Origin of the sequence: Trichormus variabilis 0441 (assembly GCF_009856605.1) — a bacterium.
Lineage (GTDB): Bacteria > Cyanobacteriota > Cyanobacteriia > Cyanobacteriales > Nostocaceae > Trichormus > Trichormus variabilis.
Genome location: NZ_CP047242.1, coordinates 6,273,357 through 6,287,615, shown reverse-complemented (window position 1 = coordinate 6,287,615; position 14,259 = coordinate 6,273,357). Strand labels below are relative to the sequence as shown.

Below are 14,259 nucleotides of genomic sequence, written 5' to 3'. Positions count from 1 at the left end.
AAAGCTAAATATGAAACTTATTTCTCAAGGATGCAGTGTAGTTATACAGGTCTTAGTAGCAGTAACTTTAGCTACTCCTGCACTTGCAGAAATCGTTAAGATTAACCTGCTGCAACTTAACGATATTTACGAAATTACGCCAGTGGAAGGGGGAACTCGTGGTGGTCTAGCGCGTGTAGCGACCCTACGACAACAACTTTACAAAGCCAACCCCCGCACCTACACCGTATTAGCCGGAGATACCTTTAGCCCTTCAGCTTTAGGAACTGCCAAAATTAACGGTACACCTCTAGCTGGTCAGCAAATGGTAGCTGTGATGAACGCCTTGGGATTAAATTATGCGACTTTTGGCAATCACGAATTTGACTTACCAGAAAACCTCTTCTATCAAAGATTGGAAGAATCTCAATTTCGTTGGGTTTCCAGTAATGTATCTGATAGTACAGGGCAACCATTCAAAGGTGTTCCTCGGTCAATAGTATTTAATGTCAAAGGCGATCGCGGTGCAGTGGTTAGGGTAGGCTTGATTGGTGTCACCCTCGATAGTAATAAGCCTAAATACGTTAGTTACACCGACCCCATTACCACAGCCAAACAGCAGGTTAGTACGCTTAAAGGTAAAGTTGATATTATAGTTGCGATTACCCATCAATCCATTGAAGATGACCGCAAACTAGCTGAAACTGTACCAGAAATAGATATTATTCTTGGTGGTCACGAGCATGAAAACACCCAGCAATGGCGCGGTCAGGACTTTACTCCAATTTTTAAAGCAGATGCTAATGCGCGTACAGTTTATGTTCACCAATTGAATTACGATACTATCAACAGAAGTCTTGTAATTAACTCCCGATTAGTACCGATTACTGATAAGATTCCTGACGAACCAAGAACTGCAAAGATAGTCGAGGAATGGGTAGAACGAGGTTATCAGGCATTTCGCGCCAATGGTTTTGAACCAAATCAAGTAATTGCGAAATTATCCTTTGCTTTAGATGGTTTGGAATCTAGCGTCCGTAACAAATCTACCAATCTGACAGAGTTAGTTGCCCTGGCAATGTTGCAAGAAGTACCAGACGCAGATTTAGCTGTATTTAATGGCGGTTCAATTCGGATTGATGATATCCTTCCACCAGGAGCAATTACCCAATATGATGTAATTCGGATACTGCCTTTTGGCGGTAAAGTTGTGGCAGTAGAGATAAGTGGTGCGCTGTTGCAAAGGGTATTGGATCAGGGGCAAGCTAATAAAGGCACTGGGGGTTATCTACAAACAGCCAAAGTTAGTCAACAAGCAAATTCAAGAAGTTGGTTGATTCAAGGTCAACCTCTTGACCCTAACCGTACCTACAAAATCGCCATCAGTGACTTTTTAATCAGTGGTAAAGAAAAAGGATTAGACTTCTTAAATCTTCAACAATCGGGGATTAAACTGATTGCCGAAAAACGGGATATTCGTTTTGTGGTGATTGACCAGTTAAAGCGCCAAGCTACTGCTAGTCAGATTTTGAAATGAAACCAAATTATTCATAATTTTCTCATAGTACATAAATACTATAATGGCTAACTCTATCACTTGTGTCAGAGCAAGTATCGAGTATAGTGACTGCGCCGTTTGTTGAAAGCGATGTCCACTGCACCCGGAGCAAACCAGCAACAAGTAAACGCTACTCCCAAGTATGAGTTAATTACGGGAGTAGTAGAACGCCTGACTTATTACAGTGATCAGGTTATGGAGTTTTCAGCCTCTATTTACACTGGAATTTGTACTGTAAACTCAGTTCCTTGACCTAGCTCAGACCATACATTTAAGCTACCACCATGTTTTTCTACCACAATTTGACGGGCGATCGCCAATCCCAATCCCGTACCTTTCCCCACAGCTTTGGTAGTAAATAAATGGTCAAATATTTTCTCTTGTAGCTCTTGTGTGATACCTTTGCCATTATCACGAATACGGATATACACCTGGTTTGATATAACTTCAGTGCGAATGGTAATTTTTTGGGGATTGGCTTCCAGTTCTTTGAATAATCGAGTTTGCGCCATTTCGTCAAACATATCAATGGCATTCGCCAAGATATTCATAAATACTTGGTTTAACTGTCCAGGGAAGCATTTGATTGTGGGTAAATCTCCCAAGTCTTGTATGACTTGAATCGCTGGGCGATGTTCGTTAGCTTTGAGGCGATATTTCAAAATTAACAACGTGCTATCAAGTCCTTCATGAAGATTGGCACTGATTTTGTATTCGGTATCAGCACGGGAGAAGGTACGGAGACTATTACTGATACTGTTGATGCGATTCGTTGCTCCTTCCATCGAATCGAGTAACTTTGGTAAATCTTCCGAGAGAAATTCCCAGTCGATATCTTTGGCATTGTCTTGAATTGCCTCAACTGGGTTGGGATAGTGCTGTTGATAAAGAGCTAAATGTCCCAGTAAATCTTGCACATATTCTTTGCCGTTTTTGATACTGCCATTGAGGAAACCAATGGGGTTGTTGATTTCATGGGCAACCCCAGCTACTAGATTTCCCAGGGATGCCATTTTTTCGCTTTGTATCATTTGCAACTGGGATTGCTCAAGTTGTCGGGCGTAGGTTTGTGCTTGTTGATAAAGGCGGGCATTTTCTAGGGAAATGGCAGCTTGGATGCAGAGGAAGTTAAGAATTAGGAGGCGATCGCTGGTGAAAACACCTCTGGTAAGGCGATTTTTCAGGTATAAAATCCCAATCAGATGACCTTGATTAAGCAGTGGTAGACACAGAATACTCTTTGGTTGGCGTTGCCTGAGGTAGTCATCAATTACAGGTAAATCGGTTTTTAGGTCATCAATTACCACAGTTTCTTGATTATTTTTAACATACTGAATTAATTTGACCGGAATATTGGGATTATTGGTAAAAGGTTCCGCGATTAGTTGTACATCATCAGGTGTGGCGATCGCCCTTACTTGCCATTCTCCGGTTTCGTTGGGAAACAACAGCGCACAGCGATCGCCTCCTGAGTTGTGCAAAATAATTTGGGTGAGTTTTTGTAGTAGCTGATCCAGTTGAATGGTTCTAGAGAGGACTTGAGAAGCTTTGAGGATAGCCGCAAAATCGAGAACTTGATTAACGCCAGTACTACTAGAAGTGTGATGAGTGTCATAATGAACTGATACCGCAGGTGCAGCAATAGTCATTAGTGTGGTCAACGCATCAGTCGATGTCATTGTTTGTTGCAGAATGGGGCGCAGCAATTCAGGATAGCGGGTTTCCAAGTCGGTAACTTTGGCTTTAGCACCCCAGCGACTGTAACAATAGTAAGCTTCTTGTATATAGCCTGCGGCAAATTTATCTTTACCCCAATTGAGATAAAATTCGGCAGCTAGTTCGTTGGCAAGGGCTTCGTCTTGGATGAATCTGTTGGCTTTTGCCCCCGCAATGGCGCAATCAAAAAATTCTATAGCCTCCGCTTGTTTACCCAACCTCTGGAAACGCACTGCTTCTACCAAGTGATATTTGTGTTGATAATTCATGGGAGCAGCATTCACGTAAACCAAGAGGTGTTTCTGGTTAGAATCAACTTTCCTTAAAACCTCCTTCTGAGATGAAGGCTGAAAATTGAAATATAATTTTAACCGGGTTAATGAATCGTAGTAGTAGTAAGCTGGTGCCGATGGCATACTAATACCAGCCTTGAGATATTGAAGTCCTCGATCTGCTATCTGAATCGCAGTTTCAAAACAACTAAATGAATAACTAAGTATTAATTTACTCAAGTAAAATAGATGCAGAGCTAGCTCATCATTTTCTTGAATTAGAGTAGATAATTTTTCATTCTCAGCATCAATAGACCCTAGACAGTCTGGATTGTCACTTAACTCAATAAAATTATGAATAGATGAGCTAATAATATGCACCCAAGTCAGAAAATGTTCACTCGTTGCGAATTTCGATTGGTAAATTTCAACCTCTTCTAATAACTCTGGTAAAGGTTTGTCCCCACTCAAATATGAGTAGAACAATCTAAATGAAGTCGAGACAAGTGCGTGAACAGAATCGCCTGTTTCTATGGCAACTTTATAGGATTTATTTAATAAAAAAATTGCGTTCCGGATATCTTGTTGATTAGATTGATTAAATGCGGCAACTTTAAACATAACGATGCTTTGAACATAACTTTCATTAAATTTCTCCATTAACTGGAGTGCAAGTTGTCCAAAACGATAACCTACTTCTATTTCATTCAACACAGAGCTAACAATAATACTAAAATCTGCATATCCCGGTGCTGAGAAAAGCGAGTTCCCGTATTGCAGGGATAGATTAACCTCTTCGCAGGCAACAACTGGAAATAAAAGGGGATTAGCCTGATGAATCGAAGGGACTAAACTCGTCATGATGCGCGCTGCCGCCGTAGCAGTGGCATCCTGGGTAATGGGTAAATTGATTAAGTCCTCCAGGGAGTAGTTCGATAGCTTAGTTAGTGTGTGTTGTACCTGTCGTTGGATATCTGAAAGTGTTATAGATTCTGGCAGGATAACTCCTAGCTTTTGCAGGATTTCCCGTCCAATTTTTATCGCTTGAAGCTGCTGATTTTGTACTTGATAAGCTTGAAGTTTTATTTCATAAACTTTGACTTGTTCCAACAGGTCATTTGTGTTTTTTAGAACTATTTGAATTAAGGTATCCATCTGCTTAAAATCACAGCTAAGCAATGCCACTTCTGCTGCTGATTCATATATAAGAAGTGTCAAATTATAATTTTTATCCCAGCTATCCGTCGGCAGAAATTGCATTCCCTTGTCGAAATAATGTAAGGCTGCATTATATGCAGTAGAGTCTTTAGCCTTATAACCTGCTTGTAAATTTAATTGAGCATATTGATAACGTTGTTCCAACTCTGTAATCATGGAAATGCCACAATTTAACTGATGAACAATTGCAAATAAATGACTATCTTGGAAAGAGGGATTACTATTTTCTAATAGCAATTTTCCAATAGTGAGGTGTGTCACCTGTTTTTGGTCATCAAGAATCAGAGAATAAGCAGCTTGTTGGACGCGATCATGCAGAAAACGATAGTTGAGGGTTTCCTGTGGGGTGTGCTGTATTGCTTGCGATTCTCCCAAATAGAATTTGTACAAATCGCTTTGTGGCAAAATCAACCCTTCCTGTAACGCTTTCCAAAGTATCGTTGCCACTTCTGTTTGAGATTGCTGTGAAACGATCGCTAGTGTGGTTAAATCGAACTGTGCGCCAATACAAGCCGCAAGTTTTAAAATCTCTTGCGTTGCTTCTGGCATTTTTTGCAATTGCTGCACCATCAATTCCAGCACATCATCGGTCAAAGCCACATCTCGCACTTGCACAATATCACACTGCCAATGTCCTGCATTCGGGTCAAAAGTAATTAACTGGTCTTGATGTAATGCCTTGAGAAACTGGGTAGCAAAGAAAGGATTACCCAGGGTTTTCTGCATTACCAGTTTTGTCAGAGGTTGTACCACGAGTGCATGAGTATGAAGGGTATCTGCAATCAGGTGATTGAGACTTGTAAAACTTAGGGGTTGCAAAGTGATGGTGTGGATTTTTGCCCCAGCTTTTTCCATACCATTGAGGGTCAACATTAATGGGTGAGCGGCAAAGACCTCATTATCCCGATACGCCCCTAACAGTAATAAACAGCCCGTTTGAGACTCAGACATTAACACCTGAATCAAATTCAGCGAAGCCGAATCTGCCCACTGTAAATCATCCACAAACATTACCAACGGGTGTGCAGGGGTGGTAAAAACTTGAATGAACCTTTGAAACAACAAATTAAACCGATTTTGGGCTGCGGTTCCTGATAATTCGCGTGTTGGGGGTTGCACCCCAATAATCCGCTCCAGTTCAGGAATCAGTTCAACAATCACTTGGGCATTTTCTCCCAATGTTGAGAGAATCTGAGTTTTCCAGTGTTGCAATTGGGTATCGCTTTCACTCAAAAGTTGCCCAACTAAGTCTTGAAAGCCTTGCACAAAGGCAGAGAAGGGAATGTTGCGATTAAACTGGTCAAACTTGCCTTTGATGAAGTAACCTCGTTGCTTGACAATAGGCTTATGTACTTCATTGACAACGGCTGTTTTACCAATGCCCGAAAAACCAGCCACCAGCATCATTTCTGATGACCCTTGGGCAACCCGCTCAAAAGCATCTAGCAGGGTTTGGACTTCAGTTTCCCTACCGTAGAGTTTTTCAGGAATGAGAAAGCGATCGCATAAATCCTTCTGTCCCAACTCAAATTCCGCAATTGACCCTGTTTGTTTCCATTGACTCCAACATTCATCTAAATCATGCTTGAGTCCCAAGGCACTTTGATAGCGGTCTTCGGCATTTTTGGCCATGAGTTTGGCGACAATTGCCCCCAAGGTTGGCGGCACATCGGTATTTACTAGATGGACAGGTGTGGCAATCTTAGCGATGTGACAATGCACCAATTCTAAGGGGTCGTCCGTAAGGAAGGGTAAGCGACCTGTTAGCAATTGATACAGAGTAACACCAAGGGCATAAAAATCACTGCGATAATCGATGCCGCGATTCATTCTTCCCGTTTGTTCAGGGGAAAGATAAGCTAAAGTACCTTCCAGGGTGTTGGGGTTTTGGATTTCCTGGGTTTCTTTGGGCAATACCGAAGCAATGCTAAAGTCTATCAGTTTAACTTGCTGGGATTCTGGATGAATGAGGATGTTGGCAGGTTTAATGTCTTTGTGGATAACTCGATGTTGTTGTAGTTCGTGGAGAATATCTGCCAGTTGGATGGCAACTACCAAAATGTCTCCTAAGTCTAAGGGCTGTTGCTGGATATATGTTTCCAGGGAGATACCCCCCCAGTCTGCCATGACTAAGGCATAGCCATTACCAAATGGTTCTAGACTTAGGGGTGGGATAATGCCGGTAATGGGCAGATTTTTGGCGATCGCATACTGATTGCGAAACTGTACCAATTCCCCAAATGTGGCATACTCTCGTTGCAGCACCTTAATGACAACAGGTAATCTCTGATTATCTTGTATCGCTAAATACACGGCAGTACGTGAACCCCGGTAAATTTGTTCAGTGATGGTGTAGCCAGAAATTTCCGGGAATTGAGGTACTGTAGATGTCATAACCTGGAAGACTGATAATTGTTTTAGAAGATTATTACTGTTATTAAAATGCCCAAGAATATCAGTAATCTAACAATCTTGGTTCTACTATACTTTTACCCCAAAAATATCCAAACCATAAACCATAACTTGAGCAAAATGTGACTTAACTTACTACACATTTGCTCATGGCTAAATCTTGAAAAATAAAAAATAGAGTTACTTACTACTTTGAGATGTAACTAAAAGGCGATTTTTCCATTGAGCAAAAAGCTCTCCTCTTCCAAATAAACAATTATTAGCTTTACTAATCAAAAATAAAGCACCCTAGCCCCAAGTAAATCTTAAGTAGGGTGTGTTACGGCTATGAAAGGATTTGGGACGCAAAGACAAGAAAATTTAGCCGTAACGCACCGCCTCACGGATGGTGCGTTAGGCGCGAGGATATTTATTTTGTGACCAATCATCTGGGAAATCAGCGCCTAACACACCCTACAGTAATTTTATTTTTTCTTTATAAATAACCTCTAATCAAAAATAAAGCACTCTAGCCCCAAGCCGGAAGAAGCCAATAGTGCGAGAGCTAAATTACTTATTAATTTAGTGAAGAGAGTTTAGTTTAACTTTATTATCTTCAATTACCGATTCCAACTTCTTAGGATTTTGTGTAATCCCTAAACAATCTAAAGTTTAATACTTTTAATTCAAACGGGGTCAGCCATTATAAAGACTCTTGAGATCGAATGAGTCTTGCGTCAATCTCTATTGAATAGGGATTGGCGTTTTATAAATAGCAAGTTGGCTCAACGATCAAGCGTTACTCCTGTACTTCTCTAAGTTTTCGACCAGAATATCACTTGAAATCCAATACTACGAATGTTTACACATACGCACCGTATAGACGGCTATTTCTTAAACTGAGACTTAACCTTGGGGTGAAAGGTTCTTTCGAGTCACAGACCCCAACGGTGTCGTGATTCAACTCGTCCAGTGGATTACCGAAAATATCTGAGAAACCCCATGAATTATACTCCACCATCTTCGATAAGGATCACCCTCCGCTTTGCTACCTTCACCGATTTGGAGCTGCTACGACATTGGGATGAACAACCTCATGTAGTTGACTCAGATCCTAACGATGACTGGGGCTGGGAGGTAGAACTTGACCGCGCCCCCGAATGGCGGGAGCAATTGATTGCTGAAATTGATGGTCGCCCCATCGGATTTATCGAGATCATCGATCCGCTACGTGATGATAGTCACTACTGGGGTGATGTTCCGGCGAATCTTCGCGCTATTGATATTTGGATTGGGGAAGAGACTGATTTGGGTCAAGGCTATGGAACCCAAATGATGCAGCTTGCACTTGCTCGATGTTTTGCTGATCCGCTTGTGACGGATGTTCTCGTTGATCCACTTGCCAGCAATACCCGCGTTCACCCCTTTTATGAACGTCTTGGTTTTCGATTTGTTGAGCCTAGACGATTTGGTGACGATGATTGCTTCGTCTATCGCATGAACCGAGCAGATTGGCATCTGGAAACTTAAATCTCCTTATACCAATTCTTTATGAAGTTGCGCTAAATAAACGATGTAGAGACGTTGCATACAACGTCTCTACAGTACTCAACGAGAGATTGTAGGCGATCGCATCTTCTAAAAGTTCTTTTCGGATTGACTCATCTTGAATTCGGGCGATCGCTTTGGCTTTACTTGTCTCTAGTTTTCCCTGACGTAGTACCTCTAAAAGTCAGTGGGTAAATTGAGCAGTGGCAGACGATAGCAAAAAACCCCAGCGAAACTAACTGGGGTTGATAGGAGAAGTACGAATGACGATGAGATACAGCGATACCCAAATCTAAAAGTCTTAGCTAACGCTTAAAGCTACCAAAACTAGAGTAGTGACAATTAAAGTAGCGAACACACTCTGTATAACGTATTTGCGCTGTTCCCAAATTGCGGGGTACTCAGCATAGTACATCTGGGGTTCAGTTGCATAGTTATTGAGAACGCCGTCTTCGTTAATGGTGGTATACATAATCTTTTCTTGTATTTGTTACTTTATGTAAACTAATATAACAATATTGTTACAAAGTGTCAATACAACTTGACAAACAATAGTGGATGACTGTATTCAGAACCACTTATCTGGGGAATTTTCTTAGAGGATAGTGATTGAGCGAAGTACTGGAGGCGATGAGCTACGCTCCACTAGAGGCGATGAGCTACGCTCCACTGTAGGCGATCGCTCGCGTCATATATATTCTTAGAGGAAGTGCGGTAAAGATGCGATAGCAGGATGTGTAGTGGTATGGGGGATGACATAACCGCCCGACGGATCGCCAGTTGCTAAGGCGAGTATTTCATCAGTTCAAACGAAAAACCCTCGCTGGGTAGCTGAGGGTGGATAACAAATTTATCACTGTGTTTATTTTGTAATTAACTTCTGCTTCTGCCTTAGCAGTGAACTTGCACCTATTACCCCCAATCCCAGCAAACTAACAACAGAAGTGTATTCAGGTATAGGTTTTGTAACGCTCTCCACATTGACATTTGGATCTAACGCATCACCTGAGTTGAATACATAATCAAATGCTCCTTTGTCGTTGAGTACAGTTCCGCGTAAAAAAAGCGCACTCCAACGGGCAATGGTTTCAATTGCCACATTTTGCTCTAGCGTTGGTCTGATAGGCTCACGTATGAGATTATCTTCATTGGTAATGCCGTAATGATTAGCACCAGGAATGGTGATAAACGCCTTGGGAGGGTCTTGAATGCTTGCGTATGTTTCTTGAGCGTTAGCGGGAGTTGCCACACCATCTCGATTACCCTGCACTAGAGCAATAGGTATATCATCATTGTCAATAATCGGAAGCCCTCCACTAGTTTGGCCGATCCGAACGTTAGTACCATAAAACACCCCAGCCTTCAATTCATCAGGTCGATTAAAATCTTCCGTACATAAAACGGCAAAACAGTTACCCTGAATCGCAGCAATTCCTACTGCGCCTCCAAATGAGTGACCAAGCAAGACTAGGATACTGGGGTCGAGTAGATTAGCAACAGGTGATACTCCCTGAGATTTCTCACTCTGCATATAAGTTAGAACATCATTTACCTGCTGCTGTTCAGCGATCAATCCTGTAACCGCACCCATTGGACTGATAGCAGTTCTGATGTGATTAGGTACGACTACTACAAACCCATAACGCGCTACGGTATTGGCAAAGTTTGAGTAATCAGATTTATCAACAAGCGCTCCTTGCAAGAACAAAGCAATGGGCAGTGAACTCTTATCGGTATTGGAAACAACTGGGTAGTAAATATCAGTAGCATCTACACCACCATCACTTCTAGGAATCGTGGTAGCGTAGTGAGCCGCGCTATCGAAAATAGGAGCAGGGTTGAATGTAGCGGCCGCAGCACTTCGCTCTACTCCTAAAGTTATCATCAATGCCCCAACTATAACCGTTGATGATTGCTTCTTTGAGGAGAGAAAATTCATGGCTTTATACCTCGTTATATTGCCAACTCGGCATGAGTAAATCTCTTTGCTTGCCAGCCACTAAAAATCATAGTTTTCTGGGCATTCTGGGCAAATTTTGCCAAGTCTCATCTTGAACGAGGTTATCATCACATATTCTTTATATGAATACTAGTGTTTCAAGTATCTTGGCTGGATTTCTGTCCCAATGATGCACTTGTAGGGTGTACACTCTGGGTTTTGAGCGTGTAAGTTTTGCTGTGTTTTCTCCTGGGCAACCAGCCAAACGATGTTTTTCTCATACTTATCAATCTTTTCGTCTATCATATTTTCATTTAAACAATGCTCAAATTTAAACACGTTAACTTCGCTATTATTAGCAGTGCGTTGCTTTCATTTGCAATCAGTGCTGGTGTGCCGACTGCCAATGCTCAATCCAAAAAATGTGAATCTGAATCTGTTTCCATTTCTCGCAGTGGAAAAATAGCTACGGAAATTACATTTATCAACCAACGCAGCGCACCAGTGAGGTTATATTGGCTTGATTACTCTGGTCAACGGAAGTTTTACACCTTAATTGCTCCAAACAATAGAATTACTCAAAGCACCTATGTAACTCACCCTTGGGTAATTACTGATACTAAAAACAACTGCCTTGGTGTCTATTATCCTGATGGACAACCGCGCATAGTAGAAATTCTCTAACATCCAGAGCGATCGCTTTCTGTCTAAGCAGGTGTTTTCCCTCAAAACTTCGGTAACACTGTACCCGTACCTGCGTCTTTTTTTGTGCGGACATAAGCCCTTCGTATCAGATTTCTGATGAAACTCTCCCTGCCTTTGAATACTCGGCTAAGGCTCGTTTTTTGGTGAAGTGGCAGCTAAAAATGCCTTCTCTTCCCGTGTAATACAAGATTTGCTGGGGATTTTGGTGTTTTGCATAAATAACCCAAAGAAGAGCGATAAGTACTATAAGAGCAAACAAATGTTAATTAACCGTGTATATGTGCAGAAATAATATTTACCTTTAATCGCTGCTATGAACAGAGTTATACCAATTTGAAAAAAGAATGTGACAGATGTACAACCCCAAACGCTTGTCCTCTCTTGATTCTTAATTTTGAATTTTGAATTTTGAATTGGTATTACCACAGTCTGATAAAGAAACAGGGTTAGGCTTTATAACAAAAATTTTCAGATTACACACATAATTTTATGACAGCAAGACTAATAGTTGATCCTTGGATTAGCTGCCCTCAGCCTAATCCAAAGGCCCAACTTCGCTTATTCTGTTTTCCATGTGCAGGGGGTACAACTTCAACATATAGTACCTGGACAAACAAATTACCAAAGGACGTAGAGGTTCACTTAGTTCAACTTCCTGGAAGAGGACGGCGATTGCAAGAACCCTCATATACCAATTTTTTACCTCTTGTTCAAACTTTGGCATCAAACATTAGACCGTATCTGAATATGCCATTTGCTTTTTTTGGCCATAGCATGGGTGCAACACTTAGCTTTGAGATAGCGCGTCTACTCCGTCAAGAGTATAATCTTCGCCCTGTTCATTTATTTGCTGCTTGTTGCCCTGCTCCTCAAAAACCAATACTCAAACCGTTTATTCACAAAATGCCTGAGACTGAATTCCTGGCGGAACTTTGCGATCGTTACAATGCAATTCCCAAGGCGATTTTGCAGAATGAACAAATGTTACAACTTTTCTTACCTTGTCTGCGAGCGGACTTTACGATACTAGAGACATACATTTACAAAAGTGAAATGCCCCTCGAATGCCCAATCTCTGTATTTGGAGGTTTGCAGGATAAAGCAATTAAGGTTGATGCTTTAGAAGCTTGGCGTGAGCAGACTAGTAGTTACTTCAACCTGCAAATGTTTCCTGGAGAACATTTCTTTTTACACAATTCACAATCACTCTTTTTGCAGTCATTATCCCAACATTTAGATTACCTGTTAGCTATCAACAACAATTAAGTATTGTATACAAGAAAGTATATTTTGCGAAGTAGGTAAATCTATTTTCATAAAGTGTAAAAAGTAATTTCATTGCAAGAATGGCTATTTAAATTTTGCGTAGAAATTTTGCGATAACAAAATCGCTTGCATCGTATTTATACGATGCACTCAAACCACGTAATTTATCAATTATCCCCCGGTTTTATGACAGAATTTACTTCAACGAAATCAAATTCCCCTTTTTCTACTGGATTACCAGCTTTGTATAGCATAGCTTTTTTGTCTGGTATTTCTATAGGGCTATTTAATCCCTTTATCTCAACATTAATGGCGCAACATCAAGTTGATGATTTATGGATAGGAGCAAATTCTACGGTGTATTTTCTAGTCATAGCGTTGGGAACACCGTTAGTAGTAAAAGTATTACCCAAGTTAGGGCTTCGTAAAACGATGATGCTTGGCTTGACAATGATGGGTATTAGCGCTCCTTTGTTTACCATGACTACATCAATGCCTTTGTGGTTCATTATACGTGCTGTTATGGGCATTGCTTGTTGTTTATATTTAGTCAGTGGAAACACTGCATTGAATCATTTTTGTCATGAAGGTAATCGAGCGATAGTTAACGGTTTGAATGCTCTAGCTTTTACTTTTGGATTTGGTATTGGCCCTGTAATTGGTTCTGCTTTTTATAATGTTTCACCAAAACTTTCATTTTTGTTGGGTAGTGCTTTAATTTTTAGCGGTGTAATTGTAGTTTGGATAGCTTTACCAGATAAGGCAGTTGTTTTTCAACAATCTTCACGTTCCAGAATTTTTAACAAACTCAAACTTCCCCTTCAGGGCGCATTTGCCTATGGTTTTGCCGAATCAACGCTAGTTTCTTTATATCCGGTTTATCTGCTACGACAAAATTACAATATAGAGCAGATCGGCTATACCTTCGCTGTATTTGTAGTTGGCGGCTTGCTCTCTACTGTTCCCGTTACTCACATAGCAGACAAATTCGGCAGACTCAAAGTTCTGTTTATGAGTGTGTTTATCGTCATATTGTCGTTTTTATCTCTTTCATTGATTCAAAACTCTACGGCTACCCAGATATTTGCATTTATTGCTGGAGCTAGTATTAGTCCAATTTTTCCCTTAGCAATGGCATTGATTGGTGCAAAACTCTCTAGAAATGAACTATCTTCTGGCAGTGCTTTGTTCACGGCTATATATAGTTTCGGATGTACTGCTGGGCCGATCGCTTCATCTTTAGCTATCAAAGTTTTTGGGGATAGTTATATATTTAGTTTGACAATAATTATCTTTGCCATATTTTTGGTTTACCTGAGTATACCAAATAAAAATTTTCGTACCTATTTACTTAATGTGGCACGGAAAATACATTGAAGAAGTAGGTTATTGCGGGAGAGGGAGGGACTTTTTCGTCGGGGATTAGTCTTGTAGAGACGGAAATAGGCAAAACAGATTCCACATAAGGACTAGAGTGTGTTTTAAAAATTCCATGCTTGGGAGCAAAACATTTTAGATCCCCCTAAATCCCCCTTAAAAAGGGGGACTTTCATTCATTCCCCCCCTTTTTCAAGGACAATCACTTTTCAAACAACCTCTTAGGGAACACCAAAAAATAAATTCCAATTTAGGGAATATTTGCATAAATCTTTTACCTACTCCAGATA

10 protein-coding genes are annotated in these 14,259 nt (G+C 40.8%); 5 read left to right on the top strand and 5 right to left on the bottom strand.

The genetic code is table 11. From position 1 onward, the window contains the following. Positions 1-10 precede the first annotated feature (10 nt). Positions 11-1,516, top strand: a complete 1,506-nt coding sequence (locus tag GSQ19_RS25940; protein WP_011320687.1) for a bifunctional metallophosphatase/5'-nucleotidase — start codon at positions 11-13, stop codon at positions 1,514-1,516. A 236-nt stretch (positions 1,517-1,752) separates the two neighbouring features. Here the strand turns inward: GSQ19_RS25940 and GSQ19_RS25935 are convergent, their stop codons facing one another. Beyond that, positions 1,753-7,137, bottom strand: a complete 5,385-nt coding sequence (locus GSQ19_RS25935; RefSeq protein WP_011320686.1) for a trifunctional serine/threonine-protein kinase/ATP-binding protein/sensor histidine kinase — start codon at positions 7,135-7,137, stop codon at positions 1,753-1,755. Positions 7,138-8,196: 1,059 nt separating this feature from the next. Between GSQ19_RS25935 and GSQ19_RS25925 the strand changes: the two genes are divergently transcribed. Further along, entirely contained in the window at positions 8,197-8,664 is a 468-nt protein-coding gene (locus GSQ19_RS25925; RefSeq protein ID WP_235622520.1) for a GNAT family N-acetyltransferase, read from the top strand. Between the two features lie 19 nt (positions 8,665-8,683). Here the strand turns inward: GSQ19_RS25925 and GSQ19_RS30460 are convergent, their stop codons facing one another. The 4 genes from GSQ19_RS30460 to GSQ19_RS25905 form a co-directional block, all read right to left on the bottom strand. After that, positions 8,684-8,806, bottom strand: a complete 123-nt coding sequence (locus GSQ19_RS30460) for a hypothetical protein (protein WP_327194416.1) — start codon at positions 8,804-8,806, stop codon at positions 8,684-8,686. A 177-nt stretch (positions 8,807-8,983) separates the two neighbouring features. Further along, positions 8,984-9,154 (bottom strand): photosystem II assembly protein Psb34, encoded by a 171-nt coding sequence (gene psb34, locus GSQ19_RS25915; protein ID WP_011320684.1) that lies wholly within the window; start codon positions 9,152-9,154, stop codon positions 8,984-8,986. Between the two features lie 390 nt (positions 9,155-9,544). Beyond that, positions 9,545-10,621, bottom strand: a complete 1,077-nt coding sequence (locus GSQ19_RS25910; protein ID WP_104009968.1) for an alpha/beta hydrolase family protein — start codon at positions 10,619-10,621, stop codon at positions 9,545-9,547. Positions 10,622-10,771: 150 nt separating this feature from the next. Continuing rightward, on the bottom strand, positions 10,772-10,927 hold the full coding sequence (locus tag GSQ19_RS25905; RefSeq protein WP_153228348.1) for a hypothetical protein: 156 nt from the start codon (positions 10,925-10,927) through the stop codon (positions 10,772-10,774). 15 nt (positions 10,928-10,942) lie between these two features. On the opposite strand from GSQ19_RS25905, the gene GSQ19_RS25900 reads away from it, so the two are divergent. The 3 genes from GSQ19_RS25900 (at position 10,943) to GSQ19_RS25890 (ending at position 13,969) form a co-directional block, all read left to right on the top strand. Continuing rightward, complete coding sequence (locus GSQ19_RS25900) at positions 10,943-11,305, top strand: VHL beta domain-containing protein (protein ID WP_011320682.1); 363 nt, start codon at positions 10,943-10,945, stop codon at positions 11,303-11,305. 510 nt (positions 11,306-11,815) lie between these two features. Beyond that, positions 11,816-12,592: a thioesterase II family protein gene (locus tag GSQ19_RS25895; protein WP_011320681.1), complete on the top strand. Its 777-nt coding sequence runs from the start codon at positions 11,816-11,818 to the stop codon at positions 12,590-12,592. Between the two features lie 186 nt (positions 12,593-12,778). Continuing rightward, on the top strand, positions 12,779-13,969 hold the full coding sequence (locus tag GSQ19_RS25890) for an MFS transporter (protein WP_041456968.1): 1,191 nt from the start codon (positions 12,779-12,781) through the stop codon (positions 13,967-13,969). Positions 13,970-14,259: the final 290 nt, after the last annotated feature.